This is a genomic window from Caballeronia novacaledonica (assembly GCF_900258035.1).
Classification (GTDB): Bacteria; Pseudomonadota; Gammaproteobacteria; order Burkholderiales; family Burkholderiaceae; genus Caballeronia; species Caballeronia novacaledonica.
The window spans coordinates 122,630-142,393 of record NZ_OGTP01000015.1 but is presented as its reverse complement, the minus strand read 5'-3'; the positions used below and the strand labels follow the sequence as shown (position 1 = coordinate 142,393).

At 64.7% G+C, this 19,764-nt stretch carries 17 protein-coding genes; 10 read left to right on the top strand and 7 right to left on the bottom strand.

Features of this window, described 5'->3' with window-relative positions; genetic code table 11:
• The first annotated feature begins 336 nt into the window (after window positions 1-336).
• Window positions 337-549, top strand: coding sequence for a hypothetical protein (locus tag NOV72_RS20825; protein ID WP_041730537.1), 213 nt, complete (start codon window positions 337-339; stop codon window positions 547-549).
• Between the two features lie 7 nt (window positions 550-556).
• On the opposite strand, the gene NOV72_RS20820 is transcribed toward NOV72_RS20825, so the two are convergent.
• The gene (locus NOV72_RS20820) at window positions 557-1,777 is read right to left on the bottom strand and encodes a CaiB/BaiF CoA transferase family protein (RefSeq protein ID WP_106856473.1); all 1,221 of its coding nucleotides are present in this window, start codon (window positions 1,775-1,777) and stop codon (window positions 557-559) included.
• 201 nt (window positions 1,778-1,978) lie between these two features.
• Here NOV72_RS20820 and alaS point away from each other — a divergent pair, with 201 nt between their 5' ends.
• The 9 genes from alaS to NOV72_RS20775 all read left to right on the top strand — a co-directional run bounded on the left by alaS (window position 1,979) and on the right by NOV72_RS20775 (window position 11,246).
• Window positions 1,979-4,603: an alanine--tRNA ligase gene (gene alaS / locus NOV72_RS20815; RefSeq protein ID WP_106856472.1), complete on the top strand. Its 2,625-nt coding sequence runs from the start codon at window positions 1,979-1,981 to the stop codon at window positions 4,601-4,603.
• A 161-nt stretch (window positions 4,604-4,764) separates the two neighbouring features.
• Window positions 4,765-4,962, top strand: coding sequence for a hypothetical protein (locus NOV72_RS20810; RefSeq protein WP_106856471.1), 198 nt, complete (start codon window positions 4,765-4,767; stop codon window positions 4,960-4,962).
• 142 nt (window positions 4,963-5,104) lie between these two features.
• The gene (locus NOV72_RS20805; RefSeq protein WP_106856504.1) at window positions 5,105-6,139 is read left to right on the top strand and encodes a threonine aldolase family protein; all 1,035 of its coding nucleotides are present in this window, start codon (window positions 5,105-5,107) and stop codon (window positions 6,137-6,139) included.
• A 65-nt stretch (window positions 6,140-6,204) separates the two neighbouring features.
• The gene (locus tag NOV72_RS20800) at window positions 6,205-7,353 is read left to right on the top strand and encodes an iron-containing alcohol dehydrogenase (protein WP_106856470.1); all 1,149 of its coding nucleotides are present in this window, start codon (window positions 6,205-6,207) and stop codon (window positions 7,351-7,353) included.
• Between the two features lie 3 nt (window positions 7,354-7,356).
• On the top strand, window positions 7,357-7,794 hold the full coding sequence (locus NOV72_RS20795) for an acyl-CoA thioesterase (protein WP_106856469.1): 438 nt from the start codon (window positions 7,357-7,359) through the stop codon (window positions 7,792-7,794).
• A gap of 69 nt (window positions 7,795-7,863) precedes the next feature.
• Window positions 7,864-8,745 carry a branched-chain amino acid ABC transporter permease gene (locus NOV72_RS20790; RefSeq protein WP_245933110.1) on the top strand — a complete coding sequence of 294 codons (882 nt, stop codon included), beginning with the start codon at window positions 7,864-7,866 and terminating at the stop codon, window positions 8,743-8,745.
• Window positions 8,738-9,814, top strand: coding sequence for a branched-chain amino acid ABC transporter permease (locus NOV72_RS20785; protein ID WP_106856467.1), 1,077 nt, complete (start codon window positions 8,738-8,740; stop codon window positions 9,812-9,814). The genes NOV72_RS20790 and NOV72_RS20785 overlap by 8 nt, the downstream gene beginning before the upstream one ends.
• Window positions 9,811-10,551, top strand: coding sequence for an ABC transporter ATP-binding protein (locus NOV72_RS20780; RefSeq protein WP_106856503.1), 741 nt, complete (start codon window positions 9,811-9,813; stop codon window positions 10,549-10,551). Before NOV72_RS20785 ends, NOV72_RS20780 begins: the two co-directional genes overlap by 4 nt.
• Window positions 10,548-11,246 carry an ABC transporter ATP-binding protein gene (locus NOV72_RS20775; RefSeq protein WP_106856466.1) on the top strand — a complete coding sequence of 233 codons (699 nt, stop codon included), beginning with the start codon at window positions 10,548-10,550 and terminating at the stop codon, window positions 11,244-11,246. Before NOV72_RS20780 ends, NOV72_RS20775 begins: the two co-directional genes overlap by 4 nt.
• Here NOV72_RS20775 and iolB read toward each other — a convergent pair.
• The 6 genes from iolB to NOV72_RS20740 form a co-directional block, all read right to left on the bottom strand.
• Window positions 11,243-12,055, bottom strand: coding sequence for a 5-deoxy-glucuronate isomerase (gene iolB / locus NOV72_RS20770; RefSeq protein WP_106856465.1), 813 nt, complete (start codon window positions 12,053-12,055; stop codon window positions 11,243-11,245). The genes NOV72_RS20775 and iolB overlap by 4 nt on opposite strands.
• The gene (gene iolE / locus NOV72_RS20765) at window positions 12,052-12,954 is read right to left on the bottom strand and encodes a myo-inosose-2 dehydratase (RefSeq protein WP_106856464.1); all 903 of its coding nucleotides are present in this window, start codon (window positions 12,952-12,954) and stop codon (window positions 12,052-12,054) included. The genes iolB and iolE overlap by 4 nt, the downstream gene beginning before the upstream one ends.
• A 919-nt stretch (window positions 12,955-13,873) precedes the next feature.
• Entirely contained in the window at window positions 13,874-15,760 is a 1,887-nt protein-coding gene (gene iolD / locus NOV72_RS20755) for a 3D-(3,5/4)-trihydroxycyclohexane-1,2-dione acylhydrolase (decyclizing) (protein ID WP_106856462.1), read from the bottom strand.
• A complete protein-coding gene (locus NOV72_RS20750; protein ID WP_106856461.1) occupies window positions 15,757-17,751 on the bottom strand; it encodes a bifunctional 5-dehydro-2-deoxygluconokinase/5-dehydro-2-deoxyphosphogluconate aldolase in 1,995 nt (664 codons plus the stop codon). Before NOV72_RS20750 ends, iolD begins: the two co-directional genes overlap by 4 nt.
• 13 nt (window positions 17,752-17,764) lie before the next feature.
• Window positions 17,765-18,553 carry an ATP-binding cassette domain-containing protein gene (locus NOV72_RS20745; RefSeq protein WP_106856460.1) on the bottom strand — a complete coding sequence of 263 codons (789 nt, stop codon included), beginning with the start codon at window positions 18,551-18,553 and terminating at the stop codon, window positions 17,765-17,767.
• Window positions 18,554-18,566: 13 nt separating this feature from the next.
• On the bottom strand, window positions 18,567-19,733 hold the full coding sequence (locus NOV72_RS20740; protein ID WP_106856459.1) for an ABC transporter permease: 1,167 nt from the start codon (window positions 19,731-19,733) through the stop codon (window positions 18,567-18,569).
• Window positions 19,734-19,764: the final 31 nt, after the last annotated feature.

The following is a 19,764-nucleotide window of genomic DNA, read 5'->3' as shown; positions in this document are numbered from 1 at the left end:
GTGAAACGGTTCGGGAAGCGTTCCTTGGCCAACCGGCCCGGAACGCGTACGAATGCCTTGAATATTGAGTCGATTCTACCTTACGCAACCGTCCGGGGCAGGCGGCGACGGCGTTCGTCGCGCGATTCGCACAGTCGCGCGGTTTCGCGAGTTCCGTTACATGGTTTACGCCCGGCGACGCCCTTCGTAACCCCCGTAACCGGACGTAAATCGCGTTGAAAGGCGCGTGCGCGCAATTTTAAGATCGGCTCGCCTGCATCGGCCGCGCCTTCGTGAACGGCGCGGACATGCGCGAAAAGCACGACACATCACAACGACAACACAAGGAAGCCCATCATGAAGAAGATCGCCATCACGACGCTCAAGTTCGCCGCCGCCGCCGCGCTCGTATCGAGCCTCGCCGCTTGCGCAAACGTGTCGCGCCAGCAGGCGCACGCCGGAGTCGGCGCGGCTGCGGGCGGCGCGCTCGGCTATCTCGTCACCGGCGGGCCGATCGGCACCGTCGCGGGCGCGGCGGCGGGCGGTCTGATCGGCGCGGGCGTTCGCTGATGTCCGCTCAGATGGCCTTCGACGCCCGCAATTGCGCGATTTTCGCTTCGTCGTAGCCGAGCACGTCGGCGAGCACGCTCGTCGTGTGTTCGCCCAGCAGCGGCGGATGCGTGCGCGCTTCGGGCGGCGTCGCGCTCATCTTGATCGGGCTCGCGACGAGCTTCACCGTTCCGGCCGTCGGATGCGGCAAATCGATCTGCATCTTGCGCGCGAGCACTTGCGGATCTTCGAACACTTCGCCGAGATCGTTGATCGGACCGCACGGCACGCCCGCGGCTTCGAGTTGCGCGATCCAGTCGTGCTTGCCCTTGCCGCGCACCATGTCCGCGAGAATCGGCACGAGGATGTCGCGGTTGCGCACGCGTGACGGATTCGCCGCGAAACGCGGATCGTCCGCCAGTTCCGCACGTCCGCCGGCTTCGACGAACTTGCGGAACTGCCCGTCGTTGCCCACGGCGACGATGATCCAGCCATCGCTCGTCTGGAAGGTCTGATACGGCACGATGTTCGGATGCGCGTTGCCCCAGCGCACCGGCGGCTTGCCGCTCGCGAGGAAGTTCGTGTTCATGTTGGCGAGCATCGCGACTTGAACGTCCAGCAGCGCCATGTCGATGTATTGCCCCTCGCCCGTGCGGTCGCGGTGCGCGAGCGCGGTGAGCACGCCGATGGTCGCGTACATACCAGTCATCAGGTCCGCGATCGCCACGCCGGCTTTTTGCGGACCGCCGCCGGGCTGGCCGTCGCGCTCGCCGGTGATGCTCATGAATCCGCCGATGCCCTGCACGATGAAGTCGTAGCCCGCGCGCGACGCATACGGCCCGCTTTGTCCGAAGCCCGTGACCGAGCAATAGACGATGTCCGGCTTCACGGCCTTCAGCGATTCGTAGTCGAGCCCGTACTTCTTCAGTTGCCCGGCCTTGTAGTTCTCCAGCACGACATCGCTTTGCGCGGCCAGTTCGCGGACGATTTGCTGGCCTTCGGGCGTCGCGATATCGACCGTCACCGAACGCTTGTTGCGGTTCGCCGCGAGATAGTACGCGGCCTCGTGCGTGTCGTCGCCTTCGGGCGTCTTCAGGTAGGGCGGGCCCCAGTGGCGCGTGTCGTCGCCGGTTTCGGGCCGCTCGATCTTGATGACGTCCGCGCCGAAGTCGGCTAAGGTCTGCGCGCACCACGGTCCCGCCAGCACGCGGGTCAGGTCCAGCACGCGGATATGGCTCAAGGCTCCCATACGATGTCGCTCGCTTTCGTCGTGTCTGCAGGATTGCGACTGTCGCACAGAACCGCCGCGCGCGCGATAGCGGGGGTGCCCGTTGGGCGGCCGCACCCGCCGAATCCCGTATAATCGACAATCACCCTTGCCACGCCGGCAGCGCTCGAACAGAGCCGCCCGCGGGCGCCATCAAAGAACCGAAGACACGCCCCGTACGCTATGAAAGCCGCCGAAATACGCGAGAAATTCCTGAAGTTTTTCGAATCGAAGGGCCATACGATCGTGCGTTCGTCGAGCCTCGTGCCCGGCAACGACCCGACGTTGCTCTTCACCAACTCGGGCATGGTCCAGTTCAAGGACGTGTTTCTGGGCAGCGAATCGCGTCCGTACTCGCGCGCGACCACCGCGCAGCGCAGCGTGCGCGCGGGCGGCAAGCACAACGATCTGGAGAACGTCGGCTACACCGCGCGGCATCACACGTTCTTCGAGATGCTCGGCAACTTCTCGTTCGGCGATTACTTCAAGCGCGACGCCATCCACTATTGCTGGGAACTGCTGACGAAGGTCTACAGCCTGCCCGCCGAAAAGCTCACGGTGACCGTCTACCAGGAAGACGACGAAGCCTTCGACATCTGGGCGAAGGAAATCGGCGTGCCGGTCGAGCGCATCATCCGCATCGGCGACAACAAGGGCGCGCGTTACGCGTCGGACAACTTCTGGCAGATGGCCGACACCGGCCCGTGCGGTCCGTGCTCCGAAGTGTTCTACGACCACGGCCCGGAAATCTGGGGCGGCCCGCCGGGATCGCCGGAAGAAGACGGCGACCGCTTCATCGAGATCTGGAATCTCGTGTTCATGCAGTTCAACCGCGACGCGCAGGGCAACATGACGCCGCTGCCCAAGCAGTGCGTCGACACGGGCATGGGCCTCGAACGCCTCGCCGCCGTGCTGCAGCACGTGCACAGCAACTACGAAATCGATCTGTTCCAGAACCTCATCAAGGCCGCCGCGCGTGAAACGAACACGCCGGATCTGGAAAACAACTCGCTGAAGGTGATCGCGGACCACATCCGCGCGTGCTCGTTCCTGATCGTCGATGGCGTGATTCCCGGCAACGAAGGCCGCGGCTACGTGCTGCGCCGTATCGTGCGCCGCGCGATCCGTCACGGCTACAAGCTCGGCAAGAAGGGCGCGTTCTTCCACAAGCTCGTGGCCGATCTCGTCGCGGAAATGGGCGCGGCGTACCCGGAACTCGCGGACGCGCAGCAACGCGTGACCGACGTCCTGCGTCAGGAAGAAGAGCGCTTCTTCGAGACCATCGAGCACGGCATGTCGATTCTGGAAGGCGAACTCGCCGATCTGGAAAAGAAGGGCGTCAAGACACTGGACGGCGAACTCGCGTTCAAGCTGCACGACACCTACGGCTTCCCGCTCGACCTCACGGCGGACGTGTGCCGCGAACGCGGCGTGACCGTCGACGAACCCGCGTTCGACGACGCGATGGCGCGTCAGCGCGACCAGGCGCGCGCGGCGGGCAAGTTCAAGCTGGCGGCGGGCCTCGAGTACTCGGGCGCGAAGTCCACGTTCCACGGCTACGAAAAGGAAATCTTCGACGACGCGAAAATTCTCGCGCTGTATGTCGAAGGCGCGTCGGTTCAGCAAGCGCAAGCGGGACAACAAGCGGTCGTCGTGCTCGATCACACGCCGTTCTACGCAAAATCGGGCGGTCAGGTCGGCGATCAGGGCGTGCTCGCGAACGCGAACGTGCGCTTCGCCGTCGCGGATACGTTGAAGGTGCAGGCCGACGTCGTCGGTCATCACGGCACGGTCGAGCAGGGCACGCTCAAGGTCGGCGACGTCGTGAAGGCCGAAATCGACGCGGTACGCCGCGCCCGCACCGCGCGCAACCACTCGGCCACGCACCTGATGCACAAGGCGCTGCGCGAAGTGCTCGGCGGCCACGTGCAGCAGAAAGGCTCGCTCGTCGATGCCGACAAGACGCGCTTCGACTTCGCGCACAACGCGCCGATGTCGGACGAAGAAATCCGCCGCGTCGAGCAGATCGTGAATAACGAAATCATCGCGAATGCGCCGGGCGTCGTGCGCGTGATGCCCTACGACGACGCCGTGAAGGGCGGCGCAATGGCGCTCTTCGGCGAAAAATACGGCGACACGGTCCGCGTGCTCGATCTGGGCTTCTCGCGCGAACTCTGCGGCGGCACGCACGTGCAGCGCACCGGCGACATCGGCTTCTTCAAGATCGTGATGGAAGGCGGCGTCGCGGCGGGCATTCGCCGCGTCGAAGCCATCACCGGCGACAACGCCGTGCGTTACGTGCAGGAGCTCGATTCCCGCATCAACGCGGCGGCGGGCGTTTTGAAGGCGCAGCCGTCCGAACTCACGCAGCGTATCGCGCAGGTTCAGGAGCATGTGAAGTCGCTGGAGAAGGAACTCGGCGCATTGAAGTCGAAGCTCGCGGCAAGCCAGGGCGATGAACTCGTGTCGCAGGCCGTCGATGTGTCCGGCGTGCACGTGCTCGCCGCACAACTCGAAGGCGCGGACGTGAAGACGCTGCGCGAAACCGTCGACAAGCTCAAGGACAAGCTCAAGAGCGCGGCGATCGTGCTCGCATCGGTCGAAGGCGGAAAGGTCAGCCTGATCGCGGGCGTGACGCCGGATGCGTCGAAGAAAGTGAAGGCGGGCGAACTCGTCAACTTCGTCGCGCAGCAAGTCGGCGGCAAGGGCGGCGGCCGCCCGGACATGGCGCAGGCGGGCGGCACGGAGCCGGCCAACCTGCCGGCCGCGCTCGCGGGCGTGACGGGCTGGGTTCAGCAGCAGCTCTGATCCGCTTCTTGGTCTGCCAGATAACGGCTCGGTCCTCACGGATCGGGCCGTTTTTCTTTCAGCCTGTCAGGCACATCGCGTGCAACGCTCCCATCACGTTCAACAACAAAGGGAGAAGCGTCGTGAGTCGCAAAATCGTATTGATCGCGCTGACGTCCGCCATGCTCGCCACGACGGGCGCGGCGCAGGCGAAGGGCTGCGTCGAAGGCGCGGCGGTCGGCGGCGTGACGGGGCACGTCGCGGGCAAGCACGGCACGGCGGGCGCGGTGGGCGGCTGCGCGGTCGGCCATCACGAAGCCAGCAAGAAGGACAAGAAGGCACAACAAGCGAACGCGGCGAGCGGATCGGACGCCAAGTAAGCATCGCCCGGATCGGCGCCACGGCGCGCGCCGATCCGAGCCGCTAGAATGGCCGGATCGCCGGCCGCGCGACGCTATTCGTCCGCGCGCCTCGTTCAAAAAAGGCCATCACAGCGATCCCATGACAGCGCCCACGGACCCGATCCAACACTTCGCCTCCGACAATTACGCAGGCATCTGCCCCGAAGCGCTGCAAGCGCTCATCAACTCCAACACGAGCGGCCACGAGCCCGCTTACGGCGACGATTCCTGGACGGCGCAAGTCTGCGACCGCATCCGCGATCTCTTCCAGACCGATTGCGAAGTCTTCTTCGTCTTCAACGGCACCGCGGCGAATTCGCTCGCGCTCGCTTCGTTGTGTCAGTCGTATCATTCGGTGATCTGCCACGAACTCGCGCATATCGAAACCGATGAATGCGGCGGCCCCGAATTCTTCTCGGGCGGCTCGAAGCTGCTCACCGCGCGCGGCGAGAACGGCAAGCTCACGCCCGACGCGATCGAGGAACTCGTCACGAAACGCGCGGACATCCACTATCCGAAGCCGAAGGTCGTGTCGCTCACGCAGGCGACGGAAGTCGGCACCGTGTACACGGTCGCGGAAATCCGCGCCATCGCCGCGATCGCCAAGCGCCGTCATCTGAAAGTGCACATGGACGGCGCGCGTTTCGCCAACGCCGTCGCGACGCTCGATGTGCATCCGTCGGAGATCACGTGGCGCGCGGGCGTCGACGTGCTGTGCTTCGGCGGCACGAAGAACGGCCTGCCGGTAGGCGAGGCGGTCGTGTTCTTCGACAAGGCGCTCGCCGCCGATTTCGCGTATCGGCTCAAGCAGGCGGGCCAGCTCGCCTCGAAGATGCGCTTCATCTCCGCGCCGTGGCTCGGCCTGCTCGACGACGACGTGTGGCTGCGCAACGCGCGTCACGCGAACGCGATGGCGCAACGGATGGCCGAGCGCCTCGCCGACATTCCCGGCGTGAGCCTGCTTTTCAAGCCCGAATCGAATGCGGTGTTCGCGGAACTGCCGCCGCACGTCGCCGCGGCGCTGCGTGCGAAGGGCTGGCGTTTCTACCAGTTCATCGGCTCCGGCGGCTGCCGTCTGATGTGCGCGTGGGATACGCAGCGGGAAACCGTCGAGCGCTTCGCCGATGACGTGCGCGCGCTGGCCGCGTCGACCTAACCCCGATTGACACGCGCGTCGCAGCGATCCAACATGCCCGCACATTCCTCACAGGTTCCCGCGCCATGGCCTTCATCTTTTATCTGACCCATATCCATCTCGGCTACGACGCGCTTCAGACGCTGGAAAGCGAATGCGCGCGCATCGGTATCAAGCGTCCGCTCGTCATCACCGACAAAGGCGTCGCGGCGGCGGGCCTCGCGGATCGCGTGATCGAAAGCGCGAAGCTCGGCGCGCTGCCGGTGTTCGACGACACGCCGTCGAATCCGACCGAGGCAATGGTCATGCGCGCCGCGGAGCAATACCGTCGCGAAGCGTGCGACGGCCTGATCGCGGTGGGCGGCGGCTCGTCGATCGATCTGGCGAAGGGCGTCGCGATCGCGGCGACGCACGACGCGCCGCTGACGAGCTTCGCCACGATCGAAGGCGGCAGCGGCAAGATCACCGAGCGTTCCGCGCCGCTGATTGCGGTGCCGACCACGTCGGGCACGGGCAGCGAAGTGGCGCGCGGCGCGATCATCATCCTCGAAGACGGGCGCAAGCTCGGCTTCCATTCGTGGCATCTGCTGCCGAAGTCCGCGATCTGCGATCCGTCGCTGACCCTTGGCCTGCCGCCGTCGCTCACGGCCGCGACGGGCATGGACGCGATCGCGCATTGCATCGAAACGTTTCTCGCGCCCGCGTTCAATCCGCCCGCCGACGGCATCGCGCTCGACGGACTCGAACGCGCGTGGGCGAACATCGAGCGCGCGACGCACGACGGCCAGGACCGCGACGCGCGCCTGAACATGATGTCCGCGTCGATGCAGGGCGCGATGGCGTTTCAAAAGGGCCTGGGCTGCGTGCATTCGCTGTCGCATCCGTTGGGCGGGCTCGCGGTGAACGGGCGCACGTCGTTGCATCACGGCACGCTGAACGCGGTGGTGTTGCCGGCGGTGCTGCGCTTCAACGAGCGCGCGCCGACGGTCGTCGCCGAGCGGCGCTTCGAACGCATGCGCCGCGTGATGAATCTCGCGGAGAGTGCCGACGTCGCGCAGGCCGTACACGACATGACCGCGCGCCTCGGCTTGCCGACGCGTCTTTCGCAGATGGGCGTCGACGAAAGCATGTTCGACAAGGTGGTGAAGGGCGCGCTCGCCGATCATTGCCACAAGACGAATCCGCGCGAGGCGAGCGCCGACGATTATCGACGCATGCTGACGGAGTCTCTCTAAGCGATGAGCAAGCCGGTTCCGACCACGCGCGCGGACTACGCGCACTTTCTCGCGATCAGCACGCGCTGGTCGGACAACGACGTGTACGGGCATATCAACAACGTCGTCTATTACAGCTACTTCGACACGGTCGTGAACGAATATCTGCTGCGCGCGGGCGTGCTCGATTTCAGCGAGGGCGAGACCATCGGCCTCGTCGTCGAGACGCGCTGCAACTTCTTCGCGCCGATCGTGTTTCCTGAAGCCGTCGAGGCGGCCTTGCGCGTCGAGAAGCTCGGCAACACGAGCGTGCGCTACGAAGTGGCGATCTTCGCGGAAGGTTCGGACAGCGCCGCCGCGCAGGGACATTTCGTGCACGTCTATGTGGATCGCGTGACGCGCAGGCCGGTGCCGCTGCCCGCGCCGCTCGTCGATGCGCTGAAGCCGCTCATCACCGGCTGAGGGCGCGTCTTGCTTCAGTGGCTCTGCGTGAGTCTGCTCAACGGCGTGAGCGTCGGGTTGCTGCTGTTCATGCTGTCGGCGGGGCTGACGCTGATTTTTTCGATGCTCGGCGTGCTCAACTTCGCGCAAGCGAGCTTCTATATGCTCGGCGCGTATGTCGGGCAGGCGCTCGCCGCGTATGGCGGATTCTGGTTCGCGCTGATTCTTTCGCCGTTGGCCGTCGGCATCGCGGGCGCGTTGTTCGAACGGCTGTTGCTCAGACGCGTGCATGCGCGCGGCGCGCTGGCGGAAATGCTGCTCACGTTCGGCGCGGCCATCGTGATCGGCGAGGGCGTGAAGCTCGTGTGGGGGCTCGGACCGTTACCCGCATCGATTCCGCCTGTGCTCGACGGTCCGCTCTTCACACTGTACGGCGCGTCGTTCGCGCGCTATCGCGTGTTCATGATGACGGTCGCCGTCCTGATGCTCGGCGCGCTCTGGCTGAGCTTGCGCGTATCGAAGACGGGCCTCGTCGTGCGCGCGGCGCTCACGCATCCCGCCACCGTCGAAACGCTCGGCCACGACGTGCCGCGCGTGTTCACGATGGTCTTCGCCGTCGGCACCGCGCTCGCCGCGCTCGGCGGCGTGATCGCTGCGCCGCTCGCCGTCATCGAACCGGCGATGGCCGACGCGATGGGCCCCATCGTGTTCGTCGTCGTCGTGATCGGCGGGCTCGGGTCGCTGGGCGGCGCGCTCGTCGCCTCGCTGCTGATCGGCTGCGTGCAGACTTTCGCGGTCGGCGCGAGCGTGTCGGCGGGCGGCATCGCCGCGTCGCTCGGCGTCACGCTGCCGCCCGCGTGGAGCGCGTTGACGGTCGCGCAGCTCTCGCCCGTGCTGCCTTACCTCATGCTCGTCGCGATGCTGGCCGCGCGGCCGCGCGGACTCTTCGGCGAGCGCACGCACGATGCCTAGATTTCTCGCGCTCGCCGTGGCGCTCGCGCTGCCGCTCTTCTTCGGTCAATCCTGGCTGCTCGCGTATTTCGCGCAGACCGCGACGCTGATCGTTTTCGCGCTCTCGTACAACCTGTTGCTCGGCGAGACAGGTTTGCTCTCGTTCGGCCACGCCGTGTATTCGGGGCTCGGCGCATTCGCCGCCGCGCACGTGTTCAATCGCTACGGCGTGTCGCTGCCGCTCTTGCCGATCGTCGGCGGATTCGCGGCGATGCTCGTCGCCATCGTGTTCGGCGCGATCTCGACGCAACGCGCGAGCACGGCGTTCGCGATGATCACGCTCGGCATCGGCGAACTCGTCGCCGCGTGCGTGTGGCTCGTGCCGGGATGGTTCGGCGGCGAGGGCGGCGTGACGATCGATCGCGCGAGCGGACCGGCGTTCTTCGCGTGGACCTTCGGACCGTTGCGCGAGGCGTATGCGCTGATCGCGTGCTGGTGCGTCGTCGCGGCGCTCGCGATGTTCGCCTTCTCGCGCACGCCGATGTGCCGCCTCGCGAACGCCGTGCGCGACAATCCCGCGCGCGCGGCCGCGATCGGCTTCGCGCCGGCGCGCGTGCGTTTCACGATGCTCGTCGTGTCGGCGTTTTTTGCGGGCATCGCGGGCGTGCTGACGTTGATCAATGTCGAGCTGGTGTCGTCGGAAGGCGTGGGCCTCGCGCGCTCGACGAGCGTGCTCGTCGCGACCGTGATCGGCGGGGCGGGCGCATTCTTCGGGCCGGTGATCGGCGCGGTGCTGCTGACGTTCCTAAGCGTCGCGGTGGCGAGCGTGAGCGCCGCGTGGCCGATGTACCTCGGGCTCTTCTTCGTGTGGGTCGTGATCGCCGCGCCGGAGGGCGTCGCGGGTCTGATCCGGCGCGATGCGCGAACGCTGGGCCTTGCCGCGTTCAGCGCGATGGTCTGGGGTGTCGCGGTCGTCGTGCCGGTCGAGGCGCTCTATGCGGGAAGAATCGATATGCGCGCGTGGCTGATCGCATTGCCGTGCGCCTTGCTCGGTCTATGGCTCGCGCGACGCACGAGGTCCGCGCGATGAGCGCCGCGCTCGAACTGCACGGCCTGACCAGGCGTTTCGGCGCGACGCGTGTGTTGCGCGGCGTCGATCTGCACGTTGCGGAGGGCGAACGGCACGCGCTCATCGGACCGAACGGTGCGGGCAAGTCCACGCTCTTCGATCTGATCTCGGGGCGCGCGCGGCCCGATGACGGGCGCATCGTCGCGCAGGGAATCGACATCACGGGCAAGCCGCCGCAGCGCGTCTCCCGTTTGCTTGCGCGCAGCTTCCAGACGACGAGCGTGTTCGGCGGTTTGTCGGTGCTCGACAATCTGCGTTGCGCGGCGCTCGGCGCGTCGTCATCGCGGTTTTTCGATCGATGGCTGCCTTCGCGAAGAATCGATGAACGCGCACACGCGATGCTCGACGCCATCGGACTCACGGAACGCGCCGATGAACTTGCCGCGCGTCTGACTTACGCCGAGCAGCGCGCGCTCGATCTGGGCATTGCACTCGCGACCGACGCGCCGCTCATCCTGCTCGACGAGCCCACCGCCGGCATGAATCGCGCGGAGGCGACACGCGCGCTCGCGTTGATTCGCGCGACGACGGAAAGGCGCACGCTGCTCGTGATCGAGCATGACATGGACGCGGTGTTCAGTCTCGCGGATCGCATCTCGGTGCTCGTGCAGGGGCGCGTGATCGCGACCGGCACGCCCGCCGCGATACGTGCGAATCGCGATGTGCGGGAAGCCTATCTCGGGGCATTCGCGTCATGAGCGCGGCACTGCGCATCGACGGTTTGCGCGCGTGGTACGGCGCGGCGCAGGTTCTGCACGGCGTGAACCTGTGCATCGGCGAAGGGGAAGTCGTGGCGCTCGCCGGACGCAACGGCTCGGGACGTTCGACACTCGCGAAGGCCATCATGGGACTCGTGCGATGCGCGGGTGACATGCGTTATCGCGATGTTCAGCTCGTCGGAACAAGGCCGCACCGCATCGCGCGGCTCGGTATCGGTTACGTGCCCGAAACACGCGACGTGTTTCCCGCGCTCACCGTACGTGAAAATCTCCTGCTCGGCGAAAGGAAAGGCACACGCTTTTCGATAAGGGATGCTTATCGATTGTTTCCCGTGCTGGAAGAGCGCGCGTCGGTGAAGGCGGGCGCGCTATCGGGCGGCGAGCAGCAGATGCTCGCGTTGGCGCGCACGCTGACGGGCGATCCTTCGCTCGTCGTCATCGACGAACCCGGCGAAGGGCTAGCGCCGCAAGTGCTCGCGCAAGTGGCCGCGTGTCTCGCGGCGCTGCGCGAACGCGGCGTCGCGATGCTGCTGATCGAAGAGCGTTTGACGATCGCGCGCATGCTCGATGCGCGCGTCGCAGTGATGGGCCATGGAGCGATTCAGTTCGATGGCGCGATCGCGTCGCTCGCTCGGGACGAGGAAGTCATGCGCGAATGGCTTTCCATCGGCTAGGCCGATGCCTTGCTGTCTCGCTCCACGATCCATTCGTGCTTCGGATCGTTCTTGAAGTGCCACGTGCGCTTGTCGCCCGCCATCACGTTGAGATAGTAATTGTCGTAGCCATACGGCACGACCACCGGATGATATCCGCGCGGCACCATCACGACATCGTGATCTTCGACGGCCATCGTTTCGTCGAGGTCGCGCTCGTCGGTATAGACGCGCTGAAACGCAAACCCTTGCGGCGGATTCAGCCGATGGTAGTACGTCTCCTCGAGCGAACTCTCGACGGGCACGTTGTCCTGATCGTGCTTGTGCGGCGGATAGCTCGATGCATGTCCGCCGGGCGTGCGCACTTCGACCACGAGCAAGGACTCGGCGTTTTCCGTTTGCGGAAGAATGTCGCACACGTAGCGCGTATTCGCGTTCTTGCCGCGCGTCGAGCGCTTCATCTGCGACGGCTCGATCAGCCGCGGCGGAAACTCGCCCTTCGCGGGCGCGCTCGCGACGCCGATTTCCGCGTCGCGTTCCGCGCGCACGATCGCCGCGAGCTTCGGCGGCACGTAGACCGCATAGGGCGCGGCATCTTCGAACACGCTGTCGCGCGAGCCGATCGACTGATAATGCTCGTCGCCCGCCTCGACGCTCACGGTGCCCGTCAATACGACGATGCAGCTTTCGCGATCGGCATCGTAGACGTGCACGACATCGCCCGCGTTCAGGCGATACGCCGCGAAGCCGACGTGCTTCCAGCCCGCGGAATCGGGCGTGACGCGCGCGATGGTTTGTGCCTCGCGCGATGCTTTCACCAGCAGGCTCATGCCGCCTCCTTGAATGTTGCGTCGACGAGCGCGCGCAGCGTGCGATAGCCCTTTTCGGCATACGCGTAGCTCGGCGCGATCACCGGATCCTGTTCCGCTTCCACGACGAGCCAGCCGTCGTAATCGTGCTGCGCGAGACACGCGATGATGCCCGGATAATCCACGCAGCCGTCGCCCGGTACGGAGAACGCACCGTTGATGACCGCATCGAGAAAACTCCAGTTGCGATTGCGCGCGAGCTTCACGATGTCCGGCCGCACGTCCTTGCAATGCACGTGACACACGCGGGCGATGTGCTTTTGCAGCACGGTCAGGGCATCGCCGCCCGCGAACGTGATGTGGCCCGCGTCGAACAGCAGACCGACTGCATCGTGGGTCAGCGCCATCAGGCGATCCACATCCGCGGGCGTTTCGACATACGCGCCCATATGATGATGATAGGCGACGCGCACGCCGCGCGTGAGCGTGAATTCGGCGAAGCGGTTCAGGCGCTCGGCGTATTCGTTCCACTGCGCGTCCGAGAAAAAGCGCGGACGTTGATAGAGCGGGCGCGGTGCGCCCTGAATCGAATGGGCGACTTCACCGTAGACCATGACGGTTGCGTTGTTTCTCGCCAGGAGGTCGAGATGTGGGCCGACGGCTTCTATTTCCTCTTCTGCGCTGCGTTGCGCGAGTTTTCCCGAGTACCAGCCGGAGACGAGCTGGAGATCGTATTGTGCAAGCAGCGCTTTTAGTGCCTGCGGCTCGCGGGGGAACTTGTTGCCTAGCTCGAAACCTTCATAGCCGATTTGTTTTCCTTCCGTCAGTGCGGTAGACAGAGGGGTCTCCCCGCCGAGAGAAGGCAAGTCGTCGTTCATCCACGACAATGGATTGATGCCGATGCGGACGTTTAATGCCATTGTGGTTTCCTCTTCGTTTATTGTGCGCGGGGGCGATGTTGTATCGCTGGATCCCGTATTCGTGTCGGTCTATTAGCGTTGCCCCTCGTGCGGGGCGGCGGTTATTTTTTGCTGCTGCTGAAGAAAGGTACATCGGGTTTTTTCGCCGGATCCCGTGTTCTTAGTGGTCTATTGGCGTTGCCCCTGTGCGGGGCGGCAGTCACTTTCTTTGCTGCTGCAAAGAAAGTAACCAAAGAAAGCAGCTTTTCAGGCCCGCGGTCACACGCACGTTGGCCAATTTTCTCCTCCAATATGGCACTCGCCTAAAGAGTGCCCTCACAACAATCACCGGGCTTGGCTCGCGCACGGTCTGACTCATCGCACCACATAACAATCTGGTTCCGCACCAAATAGCTCCGGCCCGCTACGCGGCCGACGGGTCAATCGGGTTTGCGCGCGCGTTCTTGCTCACATTGCCGTCTTGCCGCATAACCGTTGCATACAGGTGGTTTCCCTTGCATACCCAACGGCAGCGCGAAGCGCTGTGCCGAAGCTATTTCGTGCTGAACCAGCGCCTTAAAACATGTGGTGCGGCAGACCGTGCGCGAGCCAAGCCGTGTTCTGCTTGTGAGGGCACTCGCTATAGCCGTTCCATTCAGCCAATCGCCTGTGCCGCGGCCGGCATGAAGTGCTTAGGCTGGGGATAGCTGCTTTCTTTGGTTACTTTCTTTGCAGCAGCAAAGAAAGTGACTGCCGCCCCGCACAGGGGCAACGCCAATAGACCGACACGAAAACGGGATCCGGCGAAAACCCTCGAAGCTTCAAAAAGCCCCCGCGCCGCGCGCGATAAAAGCTGCCTTCATTGCAGCAGCAAAGAAAGCGACTGCCGCCCCGCACAGGGGCAGTGCCAATAGACCACTAAGGATTCCACGAAAATCCCCTAAAATCCCCGCGCTTTGAGCGCCCGCTCATAACCTTCCCGAGCAACCACGACCGCTTCGCGGTCAGAAACCTCGGGCACGGCAACCTCCCACCACCATCCCCCTTCCTCGGTAGGCCGAGCCGGATCGGTATCGATAGCAATCAGATAACTTCGATCCGCCGCACGCGCGCGCTTCATCGCGGCTTGCAATTCGTCGATGCTCGACACATGCTCCGACAACGCGCCCAGCGAGCGCGCATGCATCGCGAAATCGATCTCGGGTGCACCGGGCGCGCCTTGCCTGCAATCATCGATAAGATTATTGAACGGCGCCCCCCCGCAAGCCTGCTGCAATCGATTGATGCAGCCAAACCCGCGATTGTCGAGCAACACGACGATGATCTTCGCTCCGAGCATCACGGACGTGGCGAGTTCGCTATTCATCATCAGATAGCTGCCGTCGCCGACGATCACGATCACCTCGCGATCCGGCCGCGCGAGCTTCACGCCCACACCGCCCGCGATTTCGTAGCCCATGCACGAATAGCCGTACTCGACGTGATAGCCGCCCGGCGCACCCGTGCGCCACAGCTTCTGCAAGTCCGCCGGCAGCGTGCCCGCCGCACACACGACGATGTCCCGATGGGGCGATGCATCGTCCGAACGCTGCACCGCGCCGATGACATCGGCTTCGCGCGGCAACACGCCATCCGCGACGGGCGCGCTCGTCACGTGCGCGACGGTCTCGCGCCATTCGTTCGCGAGCCGATGCGCGCGCGTCGTCCATTGCGGCGCCGCGCGCCAGTCGCCGAGCGCATCCGACAACGCATCGAGCGCGGCGCGCGCATCGGCCTGCACGGAGAGCGCGTTCTGCTTCAACGCATCGAACGGATTCGCATTGATCGCGACGAGCCGCGCCTGCGTGAAGAGCGTGTTCGATCCGGTCGTGAAGTCCTGCAAGCGCGTGCCGACAGCGAGCACGCAATCGCTCGCATGAGCGAGTTCGTTCGCCGCCGATGCGCCCGTCACGCCGATGCCGCCGACGTTCAACGCATCGTCCCACGCGAGCGCGCCTTTGCCCGCCTGCGTTTCCGCAACCGGAACGCCGTGCTTGTGCGCGAACGCGCGCAAGGCGTCGGTTGCGAGTCCGTACAGCACGCCGCCGCCCGATACGATCATCGGTTCACGTGCTTCACGCAGCATCGCTGCGGCGCGTTCGATCTCGCGCGGAATCGGCGCGGGCGCATGAAACTCGACGACCGGCGGCGCGAAGAACGAAGCAGGGTAGTCGTACGCCATCGCCTGCACGTCTTGCGGCAGCGCGAGCGTGACGGGACCGCAGAGCGCCGCATCGGTGAGCACGCGAATCGCGCGCGGCAAGGCGCTCAGCAATTGCGCGGGATGCACGATGCGATCGAAGTATCGCGACACCGCTTTCAACGCATCGTTCGCGGACACGCCGCCGTCATGAGCGTCTTCGACTTGCTGCAACACCGGATCGGGCGCGCGCGAGACGAAGATATCGCCGGGCACCAGAAGAACCGGCAGGCGGTTCACATGCGCGAGCGCCGCGGCGGTCACGAGATTGGTCGCGCCCGGACCGATGGACGTCGTCACCGCCATCATGCGGCGTCGCATGTGCGCTTTTGCATAGGCGATCGCACTATGCGCCATCGCCTGCTCGTTGTGCGCGCGATACGTCGGCAATTCATCGCGATGCCGATACAGCGCTTCGCCGATGCCCGCGACATTGCCGTGGCCGAAGATCGCGAACACGCCGCCGAAAAGCGCTTCGCCATGCTCGTTGCGAAGGGCCACGAGATAGCGCACGATGGCCTGCGCGGCGGTCAGCCGGATCGTGCTCGAAGTCGCGGCCGTTTCCGTTTGCGTTGCACGCTGGTTCATGCGGCTTGCTCCTGTTTGACCGGATGATCTTCCACACGCGGTGCCGCACGCGCATCGCGCCATGCAGCAATCAGCGCTTCGAACGTGCGGCGCACGCGCGCGATCAGTTCGCGGTCGTCGATCTCGTTGGCGAGCCACGCATGGCTCGGTTCATGAAAGATCGTGCGCCCGACGGTGAAGCCCTTGCAAGTCTTCGACGATGCGGCCGCCTTGAATCCATCGCGCAACTGATCGACGCCCGCCGACAGCCCGAGCAGCACCACGCCACGGCAATACGGATCGCGTTCGGCGATCAGCGCATCGATCGCCTGCCATTGCTTCGCGCTCATCGGTTCGAGCTTCCACCATTCCGGATAGATGCCGAGGTTGTAGAGACGCTTCAATGCGCGATATACGGTGTCATCCTCCACCGGCGGGCCGTTCTTTGGCGCGATCACTTCGAGCAGCAGTTCATTGCCGCTTTCCTGCACGGCATCGTAGAGCGCGCGAATCTGCGCTTCCTGTTCGAGCCGCACGTCATGCGGATGATCGGGGTGATAGTGCACGAGACATTTCGCGACCTGCTCGCGCGGCCATTGAACGAGCGTCGTGCCGATCGAGCGGCCGTGATCGAACACGAGCGGCATCGAGCCCGGCAATTCGACCGGACGTCCGATCCACCAGCCGCGTCCGGTCGCCGCGTTCAGCGCGTCCTGGCCGTAGCGATCGTCGATCAACACGCCGATTCTTCCTTCGAGGCCGAGTTCCTTTTCCGTCTGCGCGACGGCTTCGACGAACAGGTTCTTCAATGTCGCGATGCGCGTTTCGCTCGCGCCGGTCTGCTGCGCGAGATCGAAGAACTGATTGCGATGATCGAACGCGAAGCCGAGCACTTCATCCCATTGCCTGCGTTTCGGGCTTACGCGATGCAGCCGCGCGAGCGTCGCATCGCGATCGGGGCGGCGCATGCGCACCGGATCGTCCTTGGCTGCGGCGAGAAAGTAGTCCAGCTCGGCGGGCGTGGGCATCGCGGGCGCGCAGCCGTGACGCGACACGACGAGCGCGCCGCATGCATTGGCCGTTTGCGCGCACGCTTCGAGCGGTTCGTCGCGCAGCCAGCCCGAGAGGAAGCCCGATGCGAACGCATCGCCCGCGCCGAGCACGTTGAGCACTTCCACTTCGACGCCGCCGTGTATCGGCGCTTCGTCGATGGAAGCGGGCACCGCGTCCTCGATGATCGAGCAGCCGAGCGGACCGCGCTTCACGACGAGCGTCGCGCCGGTGACGTTGCGCACCATCGCGAGCGCATCGATCAGACGATCCTTGCCGCCCGCGATGCGAAACTCTTCTTCCGTGCCGATCACGAGATCCATCAACGGCAGGATGCGCTGCAAATGCGCGGTGACGCTTTCGTCGGCGATGAAGCGCGTCTCGCCATCGGCCTTGCCCGTGAGGCCCCACAGCACGGGCCGGTAGTCGATATCGAGAATCGTGCGCACGTTATTGCGCCGCGCATATTCGAGCGCGCGGCGGCTCGCGCGGTTCACCTGTTCCGTCGAGAAGTGCGTGCCCGTGATGATCAACGCCTTCGACGATGCGATATACGCTTCATCGAAATCCGCTTCATCGACAGCCATGTCCGCGCAGTTCTCGCGATAGAACACGAGCGGAAACGTGTCGCGATCTTCGAGACCGAGCAAGACGAGCGCAGTGAGCCGTTCACGATCGATGCGCACATGGCTCACGTCGCAGCCTTCGCGTTCGAGCGTTTCGGTGAGAAAGCGGCCCATGTGATCGTTGCCGACGCGTGCAAGCATCGACGATTCGAGGCCGAGCCGCGCGCAGCCGAACGCGATGTTCGCCGACGAGCCGCCGAGATACTTCGCGAACGTCGATACGTCTTCGAGGCGCGCGCCGACCTGCTGCGCGTAGAGATCGACGGCGAGGCGTCCGAGGCACACGATATCGCGTGTGCGATCCGGCGCGAAGCGAGAGGTAGGTTGTGTTGGCATGGCTTGAATGTCCTCAGATCGTCGCGCCTTCGAGTTCGGTCATCATCTGCTGCATTTCCGCGCCGCCCGCCATCATGTCGAGCACTTCGTTCTTGCTGATGGTGTCCTTCGTGAACGTGCCCATCGAGCGGCCGCGATTGAGCAGCGTGAACGAATCGCCGATCGGATACGCGTGATGCACGTTATGCGTGATGAAGATCACCGAGATGCCTTTTTCGCGCGCCTTGTGAATCAGCTTCAGCACGTTGAAGCTCTGCTTCACGCCGAGCGCGGCGGTCGGTTCGTCGAGGATCAAGACGCGTGCGCCGAAGTGGATCGCACGCGCGATCGCGAGACATTGCTTCTCGCCGCCGGACATCGTGCCGATGGGCTGATGCGGATCGCGCACGTTGATGCCCATTTCCGCGAGCTTGGCGCGAGACGTTTCGGCGGCGAGATCGAGGTCCATCACGCTGAATAAACCGAAGCGCTTCTTCTGCGGCTCGCGTCCCATGAAGAAATTGCGCGCGACGGAAAGGAGCGGCACGAGCGCGAGATCCTGGTACACGGTCGCGATGCCGAGATCCAGCGCTTCCTTCGGCGAATCGAAATGGACGGGCTTGCCATCGACCAGATAGTCGCCGGAAGAGGGCGTGTGCACGCCGGCCAGCGTCTTGATGAGCGTGGACTTGCCCGCGCCGTTATCGCCGAGCAGGCAGTGCACTTCGCCGCGCTTGAGCCGCAACGTCACGCCGTTGAGCGCGATCACCTTGCCGAAAAACTTGCTGACGTTTTCGAGCGCGAGGATGTTGTCGTCGTTCATGTCGGTTCTCTCCTCATTGAGCCTGCGAGACGCGGCGGCGCACGTAATGGTTGAAGAGCACGGCGATCAGCAGCATCACGCCGAGGAACACGCGGAACCAGTCCGAGCTTACGTTCGTATAAGTGATGCCGATCTGCACGACGCCGAAGATCAGTGCTCCGAAGCATGCGCCGACCACCGAGCCGTAACCGCCCGTCAGCAACGTGCCGCCGATGACCGCCGCGATGATCGCTTCGAATTCCTTTTGCAGGCCGCGGTCAGCCGCCGCCGAACCGATGTCGCACACTTGCAGCACGGCGAAGAGACACGAGCAGAACGCGGTCAGGACGAAGAGCGAAATCTTCACGCGCTTCACCGGCACGCCGACGTTCTTCGCGGCGTTCGCATCGCCGCCGACCGCGAGAATCCAGTTGCCGTAGCGCGTCTTGGCGAGCACGAACGCGCCGATCGCCGCGAGCACGAGCCACCAGATGATGACTTTCGGAATGCCCGGCACGAGCGGCTCGCCGCTGTCGAGCAGCTTGCCCGCGCCCATATGCGCGAGCCACGTGAACACGCCGTGGAACGCGACGCCATGAAAGAGCGTGTTGGCGATCGGATCGGCCTGCGCGAGATCGCCCACGCCGGAGATGATGGTGCGGTCTGCGAACATGATCGAGAGCGCGAGCGTCAGGCCGCGCAGGATGAAGAGGAACGCGAGCGTGACGATGAACGACGGCAGGCGCGTGCGCATCACGAGATAGCCGTTCAGCGCGCCGAGCAGCATCGACATCACGAACGCAAAAAGTATGGACAGCGATAGCGGCCAGTGAAAGTAGACCGAGGGCAACGCGACCATCATGCCGGCGAAGCCGATCATCGAACCGATCGACAAGTCGAACTCGCCCGCGATCATCAGGAGACACGCGCCGACCGCGAGCAGGCCGAGATAGGCGGCGACCTGCGACCAGTTCATCACGCCGTCGAGGTTGAACATGCCCGACGAACCCGCGCCGAAACCGAACACGAGGAACACGAGCACGGTGCCCGAAATCGCCGCGAATTCCGGGCGATTCAGCAAATGACCGAACCACGATTGCCGGCGCACGCGCTCATCCGAGGGCCTTGCCTTGTCAGGTGCGTCAGCGTCGTCCTGCTGAGCGTTCACGTGAGGAGGGTAGTGCTTGCCGGCTACGCCCATGATGGCTCCTTGAGGCTCGATACGATGCAGT